The sequence below is a fragment of the Mucilaginibacter gossypii genome (assembly GCF_017569325.2).
Taxonomy (GTDB): Bacteria; Bacteroidota; Bacteroidia; order Sphingobacteriales; family Sphingobacteriaceae; genus Mucilaginibacter; species Mucilaginibacter gossypii.
In genome coordinates this window covers 5,584,525-5,604,214 of record NZ_CP071878.2, presented here as the reverse complement: position 1 = coordinate 5,604,214, position 19,690 = coordinate 5,584,525, and the positions used below count along the sequence as shown (strand labels likewise).

At 42.4% G+C, this 19,690-nt stretch carries 17 protein-coding genes and 1 tRNA gene; 11 read left to right on the top strand and 7 right to left on the bottom strand.

Annotated features, from left to right (window positions below):
- Nucleotides 1-5: 5 nt before the first annotated feature.
- Nucleotides 6-419: a nuclear transport factor 2 family protein gene (locus tag J3L18_RS23670; RefSeq protein WP_129570428.1), complete on the bottom strand. Its 414-nt coding sequence runs from the start codon at nt 417-419 to the stop codon at nt 6-8.
- Between the two features lie 220 nt (nt 420-639).
- Here J3L18_RS23670 and J3L18_RS23665 point away from each other — a divergent pair.
- The 5 genes from J3L18_RS23665 to J3L18_RS23645 all read left to right on the top strand — a co-directional run bounded on the left by J3L18_RS23665 (nt 640) and on the right by J3L18_RS23645 (nt 3,724).
- Nucleotides 640-715 (top strand) — tRNA-Met (locus J3L18_RS23665).
- Nucleotides 716-903: 188 nt separating this feature from the next.
- Nucleotides 904-1,311 carry an EthD family reductase gene (locus tag J3L18_RS23660; protein ID WP_129570429.1) on the top strand — a complete coding sequence of 136 codons (408 nt, stop codon included), beginning with the start codon at nt 904-906 and terminating at the stop codon, nt 1,309-1,311.
- A 314-nt stretch (nt 1,312-1,625) separates the two neighbouring features.
- The gene (locus J3L18_RS23655) at nt 1,626-1,904 is read left to right on the top strand and encodes a hypothetical protein (protein ID WP_129570430.1); all 279 of its coding nucleotides are present in this window, start codon (nt 1,626-1,628) and stop codon (nt 1,902-1,904) included.
- A 166-nt stretch (nt 1,905-2,070) separates the two neighbouring features.
- A complete protein-coding gene (locus J3L18_RS23650; RefSeq protein ID WP_129570431.1) occupies nt 2,071-3,255 on the top strand; it encodes an acetyltransferase domain-containing protein in 1,185 nt (394 codons plus the stop codon).
- A gap of 10 nt (nt 3,256-3,265) precedes the next feature.
- Nucleotides 3,266-3,724 carry a putative quinol monooxygenase gene (locus tag J3L18_RS23645; RefSeq protein ID WP_189549324.1) on the top strand — a complete coding sequence of 153 codons (459 nt, stop codon included), beginning with the start codon at nt 3,266-3,268 and terminating at the stop codon, nt 3,722-3,724.
- A 32-nt stretch (nt 3,725-3,756) separates the two neighbouring features.
- On the opposite strand, the gene J3L18_RS23640 is transcribed toward J3L18_RS23645, so the two are convergent.
- Complete coding sequence (locus J3L18_RS23640) at nt 3,757-5,286, bottom strand: TlpA disulfide reductase family protein (protein ID WP_129570432.1); 1,530 nt, start codon at nt 5,284-5,286, stop codon at nt 3,757-3,759.
- Between the two features lie 216 nt (nt 5,287-5,502).
- Between J3L18_RS23640 and J3L18_RS23635 the strand changes: the two genes are divergently transcribed.
- The 4 genes from J3L18_RS23635 (at nt 5,503) to J3L18_RS23620 (ending at nt 10,573) form a co-directional block, all read left to right on the top strand.
- Complete coding sequence (locus J3L18_RS23635) at nt 5,503-6,633, top strand: acyltransferase family protein (RefSeq protein ID WP_129570433.1); 1,131 nt, start codon at nt 5,503-5,505, stop codon at nt 6,631-6,633.
- A 532-nt stretch (nt 6,634-7,165) separates the two neighbouring features.
- Entirely contained in the window at nt 7,166-7,714 is a 549-nt protein-coding gene (locus J3L18_RS23630) for a hypothetical protein (protein ID WP_129570434.1), read from the top strand.
- 145 nt (nt 7,715-7,859) lie between these two features.
- Nucleotides 7,860-10,103, top strand: coding sequence for a CRTAC1 family protein (locus tag J3L18_RS23625; RefSeq protein ID WP_129570435.1), 2,244 nt, complete (start codon nt 7,860-7,862; stop codon nt 10,101-10,103).
- An 89-nt stretch (nt 10,104-10,192) separates the two neighbouring features.
- On the top strand, nt 10,193-10,573 hold the full coding sequence (locus J3L18_RS23620) for a hypothetical protein (protein ID WP_129570436.1): 381 nt from the start codon (nt 10,193-10,195) through the stop codon (nt 10,571-10,573).
- 113 nt (nt 10,574-10,686) lie between these two features.
- Here the strand turns inward: J3L18_RS23620 and J3L18_RS23615 are convergent, their stop codons facing one another.
- Nucleotides 10,687-11,493, bottom strand: a complete 807-nt coding sequence (locus tag J3L18_RS23615; RefSeq protein ID WP_129570437.1) for a hypothetical protein — start codon at nt 11,491-11,493, stop codon at nt 10,687-10,689.
- Between the two features lie 27 nt (nt 11,494-11,520).
- Nucleotides 11,521-12,267 (bottom strand): hypothetical protein, encoded by a 747-nt coding sequence (locus J3L18_RS23610; RefSeq protein WP_129570438.1) that lies wholly within the window; start codon nt 12,265-12,267, stop codon nt 11,521-11,523.
- Between the two features lie 261 nt (nt 12,268-12,528).
- Here J3L18_RS23610 and J3L18_RS23605 point away from each other — a divergent pair, with 261 nt between their 5' ends.
- Nucleotides 12,529-13,152 carry a hypothetical protein gene (locus J3L18_RS23605; protein ID WP_129570439.1) on the top strand — a complete coding sequence of 208 codons (624 nt, stop codon included), beginning with the start codon at nt 12,529-12,531 and terminating at the stop codon, nt 13,150-13,152.
- Between the two features lie 63 nt (nt 13,153-13,215).
- Here J3L18_RS23605 and J3L18_RS23600 read toward each other — a convergent pair whose 3' ends face one another.
- A complete protein-coding gene (locus J3L18_RS23600; RefSeq protein ID WP_223266216.1) occupies nt 13,216-14,562 on the bottom strand; it encodes a BamA/TamA family outer membrane protein in 1,347 nt (448 codons plus the stop codon).
- 239 nt (nt 14,563-14,801) lie between these two features.
- Here J3L18_RS23600 and J3L18_RS23595 point away from each other — a divergent pair, with 239 nt between their 5' ends.
- Nucleotides 14,802-16,535 (top strand): glycoside hydrolase family 13 protein, encoded by a 1,734-nt coding sequence (locus tag J3L18_RS23595; RefSeq protein ID WP_223266217.1) that lies wholly within the window; start codon nt 14,802-14,804, stop codon nt 16,533-16,535.
- Between the two features lie 122 nt (nt 16,536-16,657).
- Here the strand turns inward: J3L18_RS23595 and J3L18_RS23590 are convergent, their stop codons facing one another.
- Together J3L18_RS23590 and J3L18_RS23585 are read right to left on the bottom strand one after the other, a co-directional pair.
- Nucleotides 16,658-18,289 (bottom strand): GH35 family beta-galactosidase, encoded by a 1,632-nt coding sequence (locus tag J3L18_RS23590; RefSeq protein WP_129570440.1) that lies wholly within the window; start codon nt 18,287-18,289, stop codon nt 16,658-16,660.
- Nucleotides 18,290-18,388: 99 nt separating this feature from the next.
- On the bottom strand, nt 18,389-19,408 hold the full coding sequence (locus J3L18_RS23585) for a nucleoside hydrolase (protein WP_129570441.1): 1,020 nt from the start codon (nt 19,406-19,408) through the stop codon (nt 18,389-18,391).
- Nucleotides 19,409-19,690 lie beyond the last annotated feature (282 nt).

Below are 19,690 nucleotides of genomic sequence, written 5' to 3'. Positions count from 1 at the left end.
TTGCTTTAAGCTAAGTGTGCCAGCCCGTCAGGAAACATTCCTTTGGCCACTACAACCATATCAAGCGCTTCGCGGATCAGTTTGATCTTACCATTTTCGGCAACCACGCGCCCCATATAGGTTTGCGGATAAATCCGGCCTGTCGAATTGACTATAGCGTTCACATCATATTCGCCAAAGGCCTGATCAGGTGTATCAATATGGATCCTGATGTTTTGAAATTTGAAGTTGCCGAATGTTTTAGGTAGGTTTTTAAGGAAATTATATATTACGTCCCGGCCTTTCCATTGCCAGGGTAAACCTAAACTTGCAAGGTAGGGAAGCTCGAACACTGCGTCGTCGGCAAAAAGTTCAATAGCTGTATCGGGGTTATTGACATGCTCAAGATAGCTGAGCAATAATTCTTTAGCGGTTTTCATTTCTTTGAAATTTTATGATCCTGTCCGTTCATCGGTCAGGGTATCACAAAGGTGCAAAGTACCCAAACGCCACACATTGATTTATAGTAAGAAAGAAATTGACTTATATCAACCAAATTAAAAGGTTAGATTATAGTGTGTTAAGAAATTGTTGGCCACATGAGCCAATTTGTGACAAACAGATGTGATAACTTATTGTACATTTGCACTATCAAAATAGTGCGGGATGGAGCAGTTGGTAGCTCGTCGGGCTCATAACCCGAAGGTCATAGGTTCGAGTCCTGTTCCCGCTACCAGAAAAAAGTCAAAAGCCTCAAGTCGAAAGATTTGAGGCTTTTGTTTTTGTCCTATAAGTAATCTCGTGGCATGTCCGTTCGTGCGACTTTAAACATTAGTCAGCATAATGTTTTGTGAATAATGGCAATATTTTAATATTTGTGTAATCTGTTAAAATAGAATGCTTTATCATTTAAATAAACCAGTTATGAAATTAAGACTAATTTTATCATTTATCCTTTTGGCCACTTGCTTTACTGCGTTTAGTCAGGAAAAGAAGAACGAAGCTATTGTTGAAAAATGCTTAGTTAAAATATCAGTCATGTATCCTTATGCTGAAGGTAAAACCTTTAATATGGAATATTATGAAACGAAGCACATGCCGATGGTGGCGCAGCTTTTAGGATCAAATTTGGTTAAATACACCATTGAAAAAGGGATTGCAAGTGGTATCCCTAACCAACCGCTGCCTTTTATGGCAGTCGGCACTTTTTATGTAAAAAGCCTAAGCGACTATCAAACCGCTATAGCGCCCAAAAGAGACGCCATCCGTGCGGATTTTGCAAATTATACTAATGTCAGTCCTGTTATTTTGGTAAGTGAGGTGGTGAAGTAAAACGTAATATTTTCATAAAGTGGCCACCAATTTAACGCCTCAACAAATTTTTAAATGTTAGCAGGTAACGTTTGTATGAGGATTGATACTATCAAACTTAACAACTATAGTTATGGGATATATTCGGATAAGCTGCTTACCCGTGTATTATTGGGGCGTTATTAATAACATTGTACACCGGGAACCGCCGAATACATGCGGTTACAACTAATAAGATATTTCCCGCTGCCGCTATGGTCATTGTTGCAGTAGTTATAGGGCGGAGAAGATAGTTTTTTATTAGTTACTAAACCGGCGTTTACTACCTGCAAATAATGGAAAGCAATAAAATACCGCTAACACTTAATTATCTGGGCGAAAGTCACCGGTTACAAATTGTTCATGGGCAGTATCATAGTTTGATGTCGCTCATAGCAGATTATTTGGCAATCCCGGGATTGGGATTATGTTGCGGAATGGGTAGTTGCGGCACTTGCGTGGTACAAATAGCCTCACCATATTCACAGGTTAAAAGGAATGTTATGGCATGTGGTATACTGGTGAATGATGAATTGGCTAATATGGTAATTTTAATATCTGATAAAATTTATTAGTATTGTCTATAGTCAGACTTGAATTGGTGTTATACTGAGTGTTTAATCCGGGTCTCTGCGTGCGACCTTTTTACAGCCCCTCTTTGTCGGCTATGAAATTTGACAAATCTTTGTAAAAAACGGATTACAAAAAAGTGCTATCTTTAATTTTACCCCAAAAACCTGAATGAGCACAATTTTAAAAAACCGGATAACCTCTATTGACTTTCTACGGGGTACTATCATGATTATTATGGCACTTGATCATGTGAGGGATTATTTATACTCCGGGTCATTTTTTTATGATCCGCTTGACCTTACAAAAACAAGCGGCATATTATTTTTCACCAGGTGGATAACTCATTTTTGCGCCCCGATATTTATGCTGCTTGCCGGAACATCGGCATACCTCATCGGGCAAAAGAAAACTAAAAAAGAGTTATCCATATTCCTGGTAAAACGGGGATTGTGGCTCATATTTCTCGAAATGTTCGTGGTTAACTTCGGCTGGAACTTCAATATCACATTTCCCATGTTTTTCTTTATTACGATATGGGCGCTGGGCTTAAGCATGATCATACTGGCGGCATTGATCCATCTGCCTAAAAAATTGGTCCTGGGCATTAGCGTTATAATCATATTGGGGCATAATCTTTTAGACGGCGTTCATGTGCCGGGCAGCACTTTGCCGGCTTTTGGCTGGTCGCTGCTTCATGACCAGCAGTTTTTTACCTGGCATAAGGAAATTTTATTGGTAGGGTATCCCATTGTACCCCTTATGGCGGTTATGTCATTAGGTTATTGTTTAGGCGGATGGTATACGGCGGGCTATGAGGTTGGCAAAAGGCAACGAAACTTATGGATAGCCGGTGCCACTTGTATTACTTTGTTTATTGTATTACGTTATACCAATCTATATGGAGATCCGGTGAAATGGAGCGTACAGAAAAATACATTATTTACCATCCTGTCATTTATTAAGGTAAATAAATATCCGCCATCGTTGTTGTACCTCCTGTTGACGCTGGGTGCGGCCTTTCTGTTCCTGTCATTCACTGAAAAATCAAAAGGAGCTGTTGTAAAAGTAGTTTCGGTATATGGCAGGGTGCCCATGTTTTATTACCTTATTCATATTTATATAATCCACCTGATAGCAATTATCGCATCAGCGCTTACGCCCGGGCAGGACTGGACGATCTGGTTCCTGAAACAACCTATCTGGTTTACAACAAACCTGAAGGGCTACGGGTTTTCATTGCCGGTTGCGTATCTTGTTTGGATTGGAATAGTAATGGCCTTATATCCTTTATGCAAGCGCTATGATGATTACAAACAGGCCAATAAAGGAAAATGGTGGTTGAGTTATTTATAAAAAGTAAAAAATGGAAGCTATAAATGAAATTTCAGAACCAACAGGAAAACATACCCGCACAGCATGGATACCAGCTTTTGGCAGCGGGTTGCTATCAGTTTTAATAATTTTTATGTTATCGATATCTTCGCCACATAGTGCCACCGCCCAGGATAAAAACAATGTGGTACGCATAGCCAAACTTATAATTGATTCTGCTCAATTGCAGAATTATATGGCTGCACTTAAAGAGCATGCCGAAACCGCCGTACGCGTTGAACCCGGCGTTTTAACCCTATACGCAGTAGCCGAAAAGAATAACCCCACCCACATAACAGTTTTTGAAATTTATGCTAATGCCGCTGCATACCAGGCCCACCTGCAAACACCTCATTTTAAAAAATACAAAAGCACCACAAAAGATATGGTTAAATCGCTTGAGCTTGTGGAAACCACGCCAATAGTGCTGGCCGCTAAGCCGCGATTGTAGCTGTGGGCATGCCAACATTCTTACCTTAAGCCTTATGGCCTTTTTTCCAATAAAGATGAGATCATCATTTCTAACGAATGGACGTTATTTTCGTCAATGCTGAAGTTGCGGAACATGATTTTTCCGTTTTGGTCAATCAAAAAATTTTCGGGTTCGCCGGTAACGCCGTAAGCTTTTGAAGCAAAACCCTGCGTGTCGCGTAAAGGGATAAATGAGAATTTAGTATTTGCCATAAATGGCAATACATAGGCATCCTGCTCGGGCAATACATTGATCCCTATGTATTCTACGTTTTTGCCTTTAAATTTGTCTATAGCTTTTTGAAAATGCGGAAATTCTCGTCGGCATGGCCCGCAGCCAGGGAACCAAAAGGTCAGCAAAACCACCTTCCCCTTAAGGTCTTTTAAACCAAGCTTTCCTTTACCGCTATAAAGACCAAGTTCAAATGGATATGCGTTAACAGCGGCCCCGGCCCGGATATTTTGGATATCCTGTTGTACTTCATCGTTGGTTTTGCCCAATTTTTCCCCATATCTTTTTGTTATAGCCATAGTGCTTTCAATTGGCATTTTTGCAAGTTTTTTAACCAACGTATCGTAGGCTCCTTTAACATCTCCTGTTTTTTCCTGCAAAGAAGCCTGTTCCTGCGAATAAAAATCACTGATATCAGGATACCTTGGCGGTTTTACCTGTGCAAGCAACGTTGCCGCACCTCTATAATCCTGGTTTGCAGCCAACTTTCGCTCGGCAATAACATTTTCCGTAAAAAGTCTTAAAGGTTTCCAGTTTTGATAGTTTCCAATTTCGGTAGCTAATGAAAGGGCTTTTTCCGGATCGGTGATTATATAGACACCCCATAAACTTTGCATGCCTGCATTTGACCATTCGGATTTTTTCGGTGGATATAGTGAATGCAGCTGCTCAAAGTACCCGATCTTATCCGCAGTGTCAACCGCCCTTTCAGCAAGCCAGTACAAACCCTGGGCGCCACGCTCATTACCAGGAAAGCGCTTCACAATATCAAGTACTTTCTGTTTGTATAGATTTGGGTCGTGTTTTTTAAGTGTTTCGGCATAATAATAGGCATAACTGGCATCGGTAGTATCGGCGATACTTGCCTTTTTCATATATTCTGACGCCTCGGTGTCGTGCCCCCATCTATCAGCATCAAAAGCGAGCATATACCATACCTTGGCTATGTTAGGAGCTATTTCTGTAACTTTCAGTAAGTACTTTTTTGCTTGCGGCATTTCTCGGTTATAGAAAGCCTCGCCTATGGCAAGGGGAATATTTGCTTTTTGCGGATATTGTTTCATCCACTTGTCGTATTGGATAATAAGCGCAGGATTATATATACCCGTTTTCCCGATGTATGCATCATGTGCTTTAAGGCTATCCGGAGTTGCTTCTACAGCCTCCTGAAACTTTTTTATTTCCAAAGCTTTTACGCGGGCTGCGGAGTCGGCACTTTTGGAAATCTTTTTTTGCGCGCAAGCGGGATCAATTGCGCTTAAGATAAATAAGAGGATGACGCTTAGCGGATATTTTAGCATATTTTTCATGATAAAGGTTGGTTTATATTAAGGGATGTAATATTTCCTGACTTATAACGGGAGTACAAGCAATTTATTTTTATGTATTTGTCGCAAATTTAAGCTATTCAGCAGCAGCGGTTTTGACTTGCCAACAAATTAAAGCATCTTTATACCCATGGTGCTATGCCCTGTTTGCAGTGCGTGCTATCAACCCCAAAACAACCAATTTTATTTTTCCTGCTGATGAGTAAAAACCCTACGTACCTTGAATCAAAAGGTCATTATCAAATTCTTGACGGATTGCGTGGTGTGGTATCCCTCTTTGTAGTGGCTTTCCATGTTTTTGAAACCTATGCTGATGGTAACCGCTTTAAGCAAATCATAAATCACGGATACCTGGCAGTCGATTTCTTTTTTGTGCTCTCTGGTTTCGTTGTTGCCTATGCCTATGATGACCGCTGGGGCAAAATGACCCAATGGGATTTTTATAAACGCCGTCTTATTCGTCTGCAGCCAATGGTTATTGTCGGATCAATTATTGGTGCGCTGTTCTTCTATTCGCAAAGCGGCACAGCCTTTCCGCTTATTCATGATACGCCGGTTTGGAAAATGCTATTGGTAATGTTGGTTGGTTGTACGCTGATACCCATACTGCCGTCTATGGATATCCGCGGCTGGCAGGAAATGCACCCCTTAAATGGGCCGGCCTGGTCACTGTTTTTTGAATATATCGCTAATATCCTGTACGCGCTGGTGATCCGCAAGTTCTCCAAAACCTTGCTGGCCATATTGGTTTTTGCATCGGCCTGCCTTCTGATTCATTATACCGTGATGGGGCCGCAGGGCGATGTCATCGGCGGCTGGTCGGTTGATAAAACACAGCTCTATATTGGGTTCACGCGGTTGCTGTATCCGTTTTTTGCTGGCATGTTGTTGTGTCGCATGGGTAAACTCATTCATGTTAAAGGCGCGTTTACGGTTTGTAGTATTTTGATCATTGCTGTTTTATGCGTGCCAAGAATAGGAGGGGCTGAACATTTATGGATGAATGGTTTGTATGAGTCCTTTTGTATTATTATCGTTTTTCCGTTAATTGTTGCTATCGGCGCCGGCGGGAGTTTAAAAAGTAAAAACTCGATCAGGATTTGCAAATTTATGGGGGATATTTCGTACCCGCTTTACATTACGCATTATCCTTTAATATATTTTCACGTAGCCTGGGTAACAAATAATAAGGTACCCATGGCACAGGGCCTGCTTGGCGGGCTGGGGATTTTTATAGTCAGTATAGCTATTGCCTACGGTTGCCTCAAATTGTATGATGAGCCTGTCAGAGATTGGTTAAAGAAACGTTTCCTGCTGAAAAAGGCATAATACTGATTGTATACATTAAACGCATCGACCCATCCGAACATCGCTGTGCTGGTAGGGGTTGTATCATAAATCAAATTGATCGCCCCTGGTGTGGTGTTACTTATGAATTAAAATTAGCCGATAATATTTATACAAAAAGGGGTTGACGTTTTTTCGAAAAAAAACATTCAATTCTCTGATTGTTAGTTATATGTATGAATGTTAATCCTGAATTGTGTTAACCCTGTTAACCCCTCTTTTTGTTAACAGGGCAATCCAACCCAAAACTATATATCGCTTAAGTATCTGAATAAATTAAAGAAAAGCTGATCATGATTTATGATACAGCCTCTGTCTGTTTTTTTATTTTCCCTACTCGCTATGCTGCGAAGTTATAGAGAGGGTGGTCCGGCCGAGCGCCGACAAGGTGAGTCAATTATGCGCCTGGTATTATATATTTTAAATCCCGTTAAATAATATTAATTGCATAATAATATAGATAAAGCTTGAAAATATCGTTTATAAACCTCATCTTTAGATTACTATAAACCATTTGAAAAAGATTGTTGCCTTAATATTGCTCAATATTTACCTGCTTAACATTGGCGGGCAGCTGGCTTTGCACCAATACCTGGTTTATAAATCGGACCGGTTTTTTAATGAACAGGTTGGGAAAGGCTTGTATAATGTAAATGACCTTACCGAAGTCTCTATCCCGGTTAACTTACCTGCTATTCATGATTGGCGAACTTTTGAAAATATATCGGGGCACATTACATTTGGAAACGCCACCTACAATTACGTAAAAATGCGATTGACGAGGAATGCCCTTCACCTGATGTGCATTCCTAATTATAAAACTACCCGCTTTGCCGATAGCAATGTGCTTGATGCAAAAGGAATAAAGGGTGCTCCTGTTTCTCCCAAAGAGCATGTGCCCTTTGGCAAAATGGTTTTAAAGGATAATGTAAACCTTTCATTTGTGCAATTTGAATTTTACTGCCCTGTAACACCATTGCCTGAAAACGTTGTACAACCTGTGCAATCGTTAGTAAGTTCTCATCAGGATATTCCCGAACAACCACCCAAAGCAACCTGCTGATTTTCTCCATTTAGTCTATTTACCGACCTGCATTTGTTTTAATGCCCATGGTCGTGTTGTCCGAAATTTCTATTGACAATTTAATACCACATCTATCGCGGGTAAAAGCCATGGCATTTTATCCGCGAGGGTATATAAACATCCTATGATAAAGAAAAAAGTTACCGCCGCGCTTGTGCTGCTGTGCGGCTTCACCATAATAGCATCATGCCAAAACTCATCTAATGAGGAGATGGCCCAGGTGTTGAAGCAGATAAATAAAAAGAATAACACCATTTCAAACCCGTTTAACCCCGAAATGAAGCTGGCTTATTGCGATTCGCTGCTTAAAATTAAACGGCTTGCCAAAAGCCAGGAGGTTTTATTTTCAAAGGCCTCGCTGTTGTTAAAGGCCGGGCAGGAGCAGCAATCTGTAAACATTTATAAGTACCTGATGGATAATATCGACTTTATGTCGACCGATGAGATGCTGTCCGAACAGGCCATAGCTTACATGCGTTTGGGTGAACGGAGCAATTGTATGCTTAACCATACCGGCTCATCATGTATCTTCCCAATTAAAGATGATGGGGTGCACAAGATCCAAACAGGTTCAAGAAAAGCAATTGAAGTGTATAAAGCATTGTTAAAGCTTCGCCCGGATGATTATGAGTCGCGCTGGTTGATCAATATAGCCTATATGACGCTTGGCGAGTATCCGCAAAAAGTGCCTAAGAATGCCCTGATCCCGGGCCTTAATGCCGACCCGGATACTGCATCACAGGTTAAACCCTTTGTTGATGTGGCCGGTAGCCTTGGCCTTAACATCAACGGCCGGGCAGGCGGGGTCATTGTTGATGATTTTAATAACGATGGTTACCTTGATATCATGACATCGGGCTGGGACCTGAGCGATCCGATGCATTACTTTCAAAATAACCAGGACGGCACGTTTAGTGACCGAACCGAAGCCGCCGGTTTAAAAGGGATTACCGGGGGGCTGAATATCCAGCAAACGGATTATAACAATGATGGTAAGCTGGATGTTTTTGTTTTGCGTGGCGCATGGCTCACCAAGGGCTTCGGCAACCAACCAAGTTCCTTATTGCGCAACAATGGCGATGGGACTTTTACTGATGTAACCTCCATAAGTGGTTTATTTATGCTTCACCCTACTCAAACGGCAACCTGGGCCGATTTTAATAACGATGGCTGGCTAGACGTGTTTGTTGGTAACGAAAATTCGGAGTCGATGTACTACGCCGATGAATCAACCTGCCAGTTATACATGAATAACCGTAATGGCACATTCAGCAACGTAACCACGGCTGCCCATTGCGGCATCAAAGCTTTTGTAAAAGGGATAACATCTGCCGATTATGATAACGACGGCTTTGCCGACATATTTATCTCAACCATGGACGGGCGCAAATACCTGCTTAGAAATAAAGGCAAAACCGAAGCCGGGGTTGATTTTGAAGATGTGACCGTACAATCGGGCCTTGACCAGATCAAACAACGGACTTTTACTACCTGGTTTTATGATTATAATAATGATGGCTGGCCCGATTTAATGGTTGCCAACTATCACTTTGATCGTACTTTGGGGTATTACAGTGCCGCTGCTGCCCTGGGCAAAGCCATGCCAGAAGCCGGCAACATCTATCTATACAAAAACAATCATAACGGCACTTTTACTAACGTAACCAAAGAAGCAGGTTTGGATAAGGTAGTTTACAGCATGGGCGCTAACTTTGGCGATATTGATAATGATGGCTATCCTGATATGTATTTTGGTACAGGTAACCCCGATTTTAAATCGCTGGTGCCTAACAAATTTTTCAGGAACATCGGCGGGAAAAGATTTGCCGATATTACTTCGTCATCACGTATGGGTAATTTGCAAAAAGGCCATGGTGTTGCATTTGCCGATTTGCGGAACAACGGCCATCAGGATATTTTTGCCCAAATGGGCGGGGCTTACATCGGCGACTCATATACCAGTTCACTATACATGAACCCCGGTGTAAGTAATAATAACTGGATTAGCCTGAAATTGAACGGCATAAAAGCCAATAATGCAGCCATTGGGAGCCATATCAAACTTACTTTTACCGAAAATGGGGTTAAACGTTCTGTTTATAAAGATGTTAACTCGGGCGGGAGCTTTGGGTCATCGCCATTGCAGCAGGAGATAGGCGTTGGCCAGGCCAGGATAATTGATGAAATTGAGATCAAGTGGGCAGGAAGCGGCGCTGTACAGCACTTTAAAAATGTTGCCCCTAACCAGTTTTTAAACATTACCGAGGGTAATGCACAATACAAAACCCTCCAATTAACAAAATTGATTTTCCGCAGTAAAAACATGCCGGGTTGTATGCCGATGCAAATGGCAGCCAAAACAAATTAAATTATGTTTCTGTAATAGAAAATATTAGCTCTGGTTTTATACCAAAATAGTTACATTTATATCAACAACAATTAAAATAAATCTTAACCATGAGAAAACTCTTATTACTATGCTGCATGTTCATTGGATTGGCTGTAGCAGGCAACGCGCAAACCAAACCCGGTGCCAAACCTGTTGAAAAATCAAAAGACCTGCAAAAGCAATTAAAGCTCACTGATAAACAAACCGAAAAAATTGCGGTGATATACCAGGAATCATCCGATAAGTTTGAAAAGATCAAAGCCGCTGATAAAGGTGATAATACGAAAATGATGGTTGATATTAAGCCATTACGGGAAGCTACCATCTCAAAGATCAAAGCTGTTTTAACTAAAGAACAGACAGTAAAATATGATAAACTTTTAAAAGGTACCAAAGCAGCAGCCGGCAGTGGCTGGGGTGATGGCTGGAGCGCTACAAGCGGTCAATAACCAGTTTCAGTAGTAACAAAATAACAGGCCGCTTTTCTTGTGATTAGAGCGGCCTGTTTATTTATAAAATTTGTTTAACCGGCAGATAGTTCATATCGTACCTTAACTGATTCCTAATCCAGGATCTCTATAGGCCGGTTAAGTACTTCTTGCAGCGGGATCTTTTGAATACGCTTATCTTTTTTGATATAATTTAAACTAACCGGGAGAAGTATTGGCCCGGCGGTAACCGACCATCCCGGCGGATCGCCGCCTTCTGTTAATCTCAAGAAGCCGTCGCTGATGTAAAGGGGCATAAGCAAGGCCTCTCCGGTATCCATTGCGCCAAGATCTATTTGCAGTGAATTAGAATGGAAAGATTTAGCGGCACGTTCCGGATTTGTAAATTTATTGATATCGGTAGGGTCATACATTTCACTTATTTCATCAAGCTTTAAACGGTTGATGTCGAGCTTTACAGATTCTGCTTTGCCTTTTCCAACTTGTTTAATAATTAAGCAGGCTACTGCCGTACCCATTGGCTTCAGCTTTTTTTGCCTGTATAAAGTTGTAAACTCCTCCAGGTAGGTGGAAGAAATTCCATAGTCGGGGTGATAGCTTCCTGCAGTAATGAGATCATCTATTTCGTTCTTCATTACCGGGTAAACCAAAGGGCTATGATCTTTTTGGCCGGCAGCTATTTTCATCTTGTTGTATGAGGCTATGCTCATTTCGCCATAACCAATCTCAAATTTCGCGTTAGCGGTGTCCAGCTGTTTGGCAAGGCTGTCCAATTGTTGCCTTTTTATAGTATTGCGCTTTTGCCGGGCAATATAAAAATACAGGTTGCCAATGATCAAAATACAGCCAGCCACTATCAGGATAAGGGCGAGGCTGTTTTTAGGTTGTTTGACCGGTATTGGGTTTTCGTTATTTTCCATTCTTATGAATATCTGATCATTGTCGAACTATCCGCGCCCCTGTACACCTTCGGCCAGCCTCACCGGGCTCAGCATTTTTCGTATTGTTAATGATTTCCGGGCGGTATCTGCCGGTTCTGTATAGCGGATATTATCCGGCAGAAAAATTGTTTTCGATTCAATTTTCCATTGTCTGTTTTTATTAACAGGGTTTGGTTTATCATAGGTCACGAATAGGGGGATTAAAATTCCTTGCCCGGTTGAAAGCCTTGAAGGTAGTTTTATAATTTGTTTTACAGCGTTGCCTTTGGCCCTGATCTGGCTGTCATAATCATTTTTGCTTTGAGGGTCTTCAGTTACGGTAAGCGGCTGGTTAATATTGAGCTTGCTCATGTCAAGCTCAATGTCTGATGCATCGCCTTTGCCTTTGTTCTGGATCATCAGGCAGGTGATAAACAGGTCATAATCGTTAGCTGTGGTGTCGTTAAAAAGCTGATCGGTTTTCTGCAGGTTTTTATCCGAAATTTCATTGGTGAGTATGGGGTAATCAAGATAAAAGGCATCCTTTTTCCGAACAGCACTATCACCCCCCGCCAGGGCATAAATATCATTGACCATGCTGATATAGGAAATTTCCAGGCTGGCCTTCAGATCAGGGTTAACCGGCGGTGGCGGGTCTCTCTTAATCAAATTATACCCGGTAGTTAGTAAACCTAAAATAACAGTGATTACGCCCAGTTTCAATTGCAGGCTTTTCCATATGCTGTCTTTATCGGCTGTTTTCTTTTTGGCCATGCTTCCCGGTTATTGATAGGGTTAGGAATGTCATGTATTTTTATTTACATGGTTGTTTCACAGGTGCTTGTAATATAAAATTAAGAATAATAATTAACAGCACAGATATTTTATGTCGTATTTTTTTTTCTTTAGTTAAACTCCTATCTTCACCTAAACTTAAATACTGTCATGAATAAAATTTTAATAACAAGGTTGTCTTTTGTTGCGATACTTCTGTTTTTCACCCCGGCCGTGCTATTGGCCAGCACACATAACAAAATGACAAGAAATATAGACATCGCTGGTCTCATTGTTGATTCAAAAACCTTATTACCAATTGAAGCAGCTGGTATTTACGGGGCCGATGAAAAACTGCTTGGCAAAACGGATGTAAGGGGCTATTTTAAGATCTCTCTTAGTTTTATGGCCGATGGGGAAATGAGGTTTAAGTTAAAGATTATTAAAAAAGGCTATAATAACATTATGCAAAGCGAGCATTGGGGCAATTTGCCGGGAGATACAAAAGCGCTGATGTATTTTGGGTTAGATAAAGGATCAGGATCAAACTCTTTTTCAAAAATGGTAAACAAGGCGATTGGCGATCTGGATTATCACAGTACGCTGGAACATTTTGATCAAATAAAAATCGCCCGAACATTTGATAATAAGCTATCTGCAGCAAAAGCTGGCAATCAGGATGTGTTGGTTAAGGTTGATAATAAGTTTTATATGGTGGATGAAACAGGATGGATCGTGATATCTTCCGATAAGGACTCGATATTGATAAATAAAAAACAATTGGTAATTGCAGATCAACTAAACGGCACGATCAAAAGAAAAGATATTAAATGGATGACACCGCTCAATGCTAAAAATACTAAGTTCGCTGTTTATACTAGGTAAGCTATACAAAACTATCGTAGTCGATTTAACGAAACGGCCTTCGTGATTAACATAGAGGCCGTTTTAAAATGCTTCATTCAAGCCCAAAAAGAACCCCTTTGAACCATACCGACCAAAGGCATAGTCAAGACAAAGATTGGTACGGGTTGCTTTATTAAATAGTACCCGCAAACCGCCGCCATAACCCGGTTGCCATACCTGGAATATTTTGGTGCCCGATTCATCATTGGTTGTTTGCAGGTTGGCGAATGCCACGCCGCTTACAAATTTATTCCGCAGTATTGGGAAACGGTATTCTACTTCCGAGTAGTTATATTGCGTACCCTTAAAATATTGTACTACATAACCCCTGCCGCTCCGGAAGCCCGGATCTTTGCCGGTGCCTGGCAACTCGAGATAGGGGATGTTACCGCTGATAAGGTATGAGCCCCAGTTCCAGAAAGCAACAACATGTTCGGGGTTAGTTTCTGACAGGCTGAAATACTTTCTGAAATCGGTAGTGAACTGTACCGCATTTTTGGAGCTCCCCATCCAGCTTTGATTAATGCGGAAGCCGGCATCGACGTAAATCCCTCTGTAGGCCCGGTTTTGATTGTCGCGGGTGGTGTATTGCAGGTTAAAAAGCAAGCCGTTAGCAGCATAATGGTCGCGGGCAAATCCATGACGGTCGCTATAGATATTGTATGGGGTAAGATTAGTTGTTGATTTGGTATCCTCAATTTTTCGCCTGATATCAAAGGAAGCGCCCGCACCTAAAAATAACCCCTTATCAATTTCTTTGTATACCTTCTCGCGGATATTATAAAATTGCGAATGCAGCGCTCTGCCTTTACGCCCGGGGTTGGCCAGCACCTGATCGGCTTCGCTGCCGCTTGATGCCTGGCCAATTCCCAAGCCATAATCGGGCGAAACCGTTTTGGCTGCAACCAAACTGCCCTGAAAATTCCATTTATTACCAGGTGTATATATGTTATGGTTGATATAAAAATAGATGATCCCCTTGGTGGTAATAGATGCCGATGTGGCAGCAACCGATAACAGGGTATTAGGATCGTTTCCTAATTTTTTACCTGCTACAGCCTTGATGCCAATTTGCGACCCGATGGTTGGATTAGATGCCACGTTGGGTATGATGGTAATTCCCGATGACTTTTTATTGGCGGCTGCAGCCGGTCGGCCGGGATGAAGTATGTTACGCACCAGGTCGCCAAAGTCATATTGTTTATATAAAGTATCAGTCGGTTTGGCCGCTTGTACTACTTTTTCTTTAATGCGCAATGAATCGGCTTTTACCGAATCGGCAGGTACAGGTACCTGGCCGAAAGCATGTACCGATATGCCTGTAAATAGTATGAATAAAACTGTTTTTAAAAGCAGGTCAGAGATTTTATGTGGTGGTTTGTGATGCACGCTAACGGATATAAATATTAAAAATTCAATTTACTGACTGTTTAATTGTGATAGGTGTTAGCTCATTTCTAAACCCCGAAATGTGCATAATGTTTGAACTTCAAATTTGTACGGGTGCTAAGGCGACGGATTTAGTTGCATTATTTTTTGTTTCGCTTAAATATTGCTACCTTAATATTCTCTTGTTATAAACCACAGAAAGTCGGCTTCGTCCTGCTAAAACTTAACCAATTATAATCATGAACGTACCTTACATTCGTTTTGTGGCCCTCATTGTTTTTATGTTTGTCGCCTTTTCAGGGGCTGCGCAAATCAATCAAGGCAGAGCAGACACTATTGACCGCAAATGGTGGAAGGAAGCCGTAGTTTACCAGGTTTATCCCCGAAGCTTTAAGGACAACGATGGAGACGGTATTGGTGACCTGAAAGGCATTATCTCCAAACTTGATTATATCAAAAGCCTCGGTGTTGATGTTGTTTGGCTTAACCCAATTTACAGCTCGCCTAATGACGATAATGGCTATGATGTAAGCGATTACCGCAACATCATGAAGGATTTTGGAACCATGGATGATTTTGATGCTTTGCTGAAAGGCATGCATTCCCGCGGTATAAAACTGGTGATGGATCTGGTAGTAAATCATAGCAGCGATGAACACGAATGGTTTAAGCAAAGCAGGAGCTCGCGCAACAATCCGTACCGGGAATATTATCACTGGTGGAACGCCGAAAAGGGCAAACCCGCTTATCGCTACAGTTTATTTGACGTAAATCATGATGCCTGGCGTTATGATTCGCTTACCAATGCCTATTACCTGCATTATTTTTCGCGCAAGCAGCCCGACCTTAACTGGGAAAATCCAAAACTCAGGAATGAAGTATACGGCATAATGAAGTTTTGGGCTGATAAGGGGATTGACGGCTTCAGGCTGGATGCTTTCCAGTTTGCCGCGAAGGATACCACATTCCCGGCCTTTCCGAAAGGGTTTGAAAAAAACTTTACCCAATATTACGGCGTACAGGGCAATTTGCACGGATACCTGCAGGAAATGAACAGAGAAGTGCTCAGTAAATATAACGTAATGAGTGTGGCCGAAGGTGCCGGTAACACATTTGAAGATGGGCACAATTTAGTTGATGCCGACAGGAATGAATTGAACATGGCTTACGCTTTTGAAGCAGTGGATATTGCCAAACCGGAAGGCTATAGTTTAACTCATTTAAAGCAGGTATTCACCAAATGGGACAGTGCATTTGCAGCAAAGGGCTGGCTATCTATATTTCTGGCTAATCATGACCAGGCCCGGCTGGTAAGCAGGTTCGGTAATGATAGCCCTGAGTTCAGGGCTGTATCATCAAAGATGCTCACTACATTTTTGATGACTATGCGCGGTACGCCATACTATTATAATGGCGACGAACTGGGCATGACCAATGCTGGCTTTAGCACAATTGATGACTATCGTGACGTGCAAACGTTAAACGAATATCAGCGGCAAAAAAATATTGGTGCCGATTTGCCTACATATTTAAAACGAATAGCCTTTGAAAGCCGTGATAACGGGCGCACTCCATTTCAATGGAACAGCACGGCCAATGCCGGTTTTACAACGGGTACACCCTGGATAAAGGTAAATCCCAATTATAAAAGTGTCAACGCTGCTGCGCAGGAAAAAGATGCCAATAGCACGTTGAATTATTTCAGGCGGATAGTAAAGCTGCGGAAGGATAACCCAGTACTGGTATACGGAAAATATACATTGCTCGATGCACAAAACCCCGGTACTTATGCTTACACCCGGGAGTTGAACGGCAGGAAGCTGCTGGTACTCCTGAATTTTACAAGTAAAACAGCTCCGGCTCAAACAGGTATGGATTTGGGCAATGCAACGGTTTTAATCGACAATTATCAAAAGCCGTCAAAAAGTGGTACACTTATGCCGTATGAGGCGGTGGTTTATGAGTTGAAGTAGGAGGGGTTTAATGTAGAGACGCATAATTGCGTCTCCTAATGTACAGAGTCTCATTTAATTGAAAATTGCATGCGTGACCTGCCTGCGAGAGACGCAATTATGCGTCTCTACATTTATTAATCTTACCTCACCACCAGCGAAATCTGCAAGACCCTCGGCTTATCGCCAATGGCCGGGCCACCCCAATCTGTTTCATCACCATTAAGGATGCGAAGCGATTTAAATACGCCGTTTTCATAGCAGCCTTCCTCAACCTTAAGGTATTGCCATGCCTTGCCGGTATTGCTGTCGGCCGGTTGGAAAGTGATGCGACAATTGGTACCGGTCACGATGAATTTATTTTCGTCGAGGCTAACAATCATGGCTTTGCCGCTATGGTCTTTATTGGGTTTGAGTTCACCGCCTCGGCCGCTGCCAAATTTTATAATGGCTTCCCATGCACCAAGCTTAATGTTTTGCTCCACGCCGTCTTCATGTTCAACAGCCGCTTTTATCTTGTCGTCAAATGCCCATTGCGCCATCTCCCTCATCATAGGAGCTGCCATTGCGTATTCCTGCGCAAAGGGTGCAAGGTGTTCCGCCAGATGTTCATCGTTTGAACTATCGCCGTTATCATCTATCCCGAAAGGTGAAAAGCCAATACCACCGTGGGCCAACACATCATAAAAATATTTGGCATTATCAGCCACTAAACCAGCTTCGGGTACAAACAGGGGATTATCGGCGCGGGTATACAGGTCAATTACTTTCAGCACTCTTTCGCTGCCCGACAGGTAAATATCAGGAGCAAGCAGGTTAATTGATGGTGCGGCTACTTTCCAGATTGGGATTACGTTATCTGTCGCGCCCCCACTTTCATAATGGGTTGCCGACGGATTGGTAAGTGGATCGCGAAGTGCCACGTTTACATATAGCGGCAGCGGATACTCAGCCTTACCCGCTGCTGCGACCTGTTCAATGAACCGGGCTATTGACCAGGCCTGGAAGTATTCATCAGCCCTTTCACCAAAAACTTTGGCCCATGAGCCTTTTGAGTTTTCCGGCACGTTCAGGGCTTTTAGTATGGCCGGTTTTAATAGTTGGGCGGGTACATCGGCTTCAAACAGTTTTTGCGCCTTGACTGAATAGTCGCGAACGGTGTCCCATGAGCCGGGTTCGTTTTCAACCTGTACCATGATAACTGTATGCTGCGTATCTGCCTGCTTTAAGTAGCGCATAACTGCCGAAAACGCTTTGATATCAGCATCTAAAGTGGCTTTTGAATGAGGTGAAGGCGAGTCAATGGGCTTGCCTGTTTTACCTGTTATGTTTGGATATTTCTCCGCGTCGCGTTTCATCCATTCGGGCATGTAATGGTTACTGCCGTTTTTCCAGGTACCAAACCATAATAGTACCAAATGAACGTTATGCTGCCGGGCTTGGGTAAGCAAAGTATCAACCAGCGAAAAATCAAACTTTCCGGGCTGGGGTTCTATTTGCTCCCAGTAAATGGGTACTTCAAGCGTGTTAAGGTGCATTGCCCCGGCCGATTTCCATACGCGTGGCATTAAAGCGGGCCATGCACTTGAGTTGTGCGCCTGGCCTCCCAGCATTAAAAATGGTTTGCCATCAACTAAAAACGCGTGCCTGCCATTTTTTTCGATAAGCCGGGGTAGCGATGCATCATTAGTTTGGGCAAGGGTTTTACCCCCCGCAAATAATAGTGATGTAAGCAGGAGCGTATTCTGAGTTTTTTTGCCAATTATTTTAAGCATGATAACAAAGGTTTATGACCATGCAAAATAATTACAAAACAGCGCTTTTGGTAATACTAAATAAACGGTTTATGGTTAAAAATATACCAAATGCAGCGTTTATTTTGCCAACTCCAGCTTGGCAAAAAAATCATTAAACATGAGGTTGATATCTAACCTGCGATAAACACGGATATTACGGCCCTTGGCATTATAATCATATCCCCCTTGCGCGTTAATAAGCGGGCAGGGCTTTAACACATATTCACTTGATGATGGATCGGCTTCAAAGGATGATTGCAGCGCGGTAAGCAACACCAGCGGACTATCACCTATGATATAGGTTTCACCCAAATTAAGATGATATTGCTGGATGAGCTTCATGACGTTTTCAAGTGCACCAGCCAGGTATTTCCCTGTTTCGCCTTGCGGCTTTACTTTAAGCAGTAATTCTGAGTAGGAAAGTATCGCCTGGCGATACCCATCCCTCGGAATCTGCCATAATTTTAGCTGAGAATGGTTAAACACAGCTCTCGCCGCATTGATATCGATATTGAGGTTATACTCGGGACTGCTGTAATTGGGTGGGGGTAGTGCAAGATCGCTGTACTCCGGGCCGCCAATCCACACCAGTGTGAGTTTGTCGGCAATTTTAGGTTCGGTTAGCACTGCCGACGCAATTTCGGTAAGCCCGGCACCGCAGAGGATATAAAGGGGCAGCGAGGTATCTGTACGGGATGCTTCTTTAATGATCAGATCGACAGCTTTACTTTTTACCGGGGTACTGTCGTTTACCATCGCGGTGTTAGAGCCTGCAATTACCGGGAATTGATCTTTGATTTTTAAAACAGCCAATAGCTCGGCAGCTTTTTTTGCAGCCTTTTCGGCCTGGGTTTTAGATTTGTCGAACCCATCATTGGCATTCAGGTGCGAACCAATGATCCCTCTAACGTCAACCGATGGTGATAATACCAAATGTGTTAACGCAAATAAGCCATCCGGGTCGCCGCTAAAATCATTATCCATAATCACCCTGATACGGGGCGAAATGAGTTTATTGTTTGCAGCTGATTGCCCTTTTGAAACAAAAGGAAAAATAAAAAGCATCAGCAGGAATGTTAAAAACTTGCTTTGGGTCATAGCTTAAAGGTTAATTGGTTGCAGTACACAATATAAGCGTTTTAACCTGAAACAAGAGGATGTTTATTGCTTTAGATTAATTAAGAGTGCAGGATTAACAATTCCCTCCCTTGGGAGGGAATTGTTAGGATTGCGCATTGGCAGGGAGGGGTTATGCGCCATTGCAACGACCAAACATCTTGCAGAAACCCCTCCCTACACCCTCCCCAGGGAAGGGAATCGCACAGCCCACTCACTATCTTTTGATGGATTACTCTCAAGAGAGGAGTTTAGAAGTCTTTT

Bases quoted from the DNA above. Each gene is read 5' to 3' on its own strand.
- J3L18_RS23590 (WP_129570440.1), bottom strand. From the start codon at position 18,289: ATGCTTAAAATAATTGGCAAAAAAACTCAGAATACGCTCCTGCTTACA.
- J3L18_RS23640 (WP_129570432.1), bottom strand. From the start codon at position 5,286: ATGAAAAATATGCTAAAATATCCGCTAAGCGTCATCCTCTTATTTATC.
- J3L18_RS23655 (WP_129570430.1), top strand. From the start codon at position 1,626: ATGGAAAGCAATAAAATACCGCTAACACTTAATTATCTGGGCGAAAGT.
- J3L18_RS23625 (WP_129570435.1), top strand. From the start codon at position 7,860: ATGATAAAGAAAAAAGTTACCGCCGCGCTTGTGCTGCTGTGCGGCTTC.
- J3L18_RS23605 (WP_129570439.1), top strand. From the start codon at position 12,529: ATGACAAGAAATATAGACATCGCTGGTCTCATTGTTGATTCAAAAACC.
- J3L18_RS23610 (WP_129570438.1), bottom strand. From the start codon at position 12,267: ATGGCCAAAAAGAAAACAGCCGATAAAGACAGCATATGGAAAAGCCTG.
- J3L18_RS23585 (WP_129570441.1), bottom strand. From the start codon at position 19,408: ATGACCCAAAGCAAGTTTTTAACATTCCTGCTGATGCTTTTTATTTTT.
- J3L18_RS23670 (WP_129570428.1), bottom strand. From the start codon at position 419: ATGAAAACCGCTAAAGAATTATTGCTCAGCTATCTTGAGCATGTCAAT.
- J3L18_RS23620 (WP_129570436.1), top strand. From the start codon at position 10,193: ATGAGAAAACTCTTATTACTATGCTGCATGTTCATTGGATTGGCTGTA.
- J3L18_RS23615 (WP_129570437.1), bottom strand. From the start codon at position 11,493: ATGGAAAATAACGAAAACCCAATACCGGTCAAACAACCTAAAAACAGC.
- J3L18_RS23635 (WP_129570433.1), top strand. From the start codon at position 5,503: ATGAGTAAAAACCCTACGTACCTTGAATCAAAAGGTCATTATCAAATT.
- J3L18_RS23645 (WP_189549324.1), top strand. From the start codon at position 3,266: ATGGAAGCTATAAATGAAATTTCAGAACCAACAGGAAAACATACCCGC.
- J3L18_RS23650 (WP_129570431.1), top strand. From the start codon at position 2,071: ATGAGCACAATTTTAAAAAACCGGATAACCTCTATTGACTTTCTACGG.
- J3L18_RS23595 (WP_223266217.1), top strand. From the start codon at position 14,802: ATGAACGTACCTTACATTCGTTTTGTGGCCCTCATTGTTTTTATGTTT.
- J3L18_RS23660 (WP_129570429.1), top strand. From the start codon at position 904: ATGAAATTAAGACTAATTTTATCATTTATCCTTTTGGCCACTTGCTTT.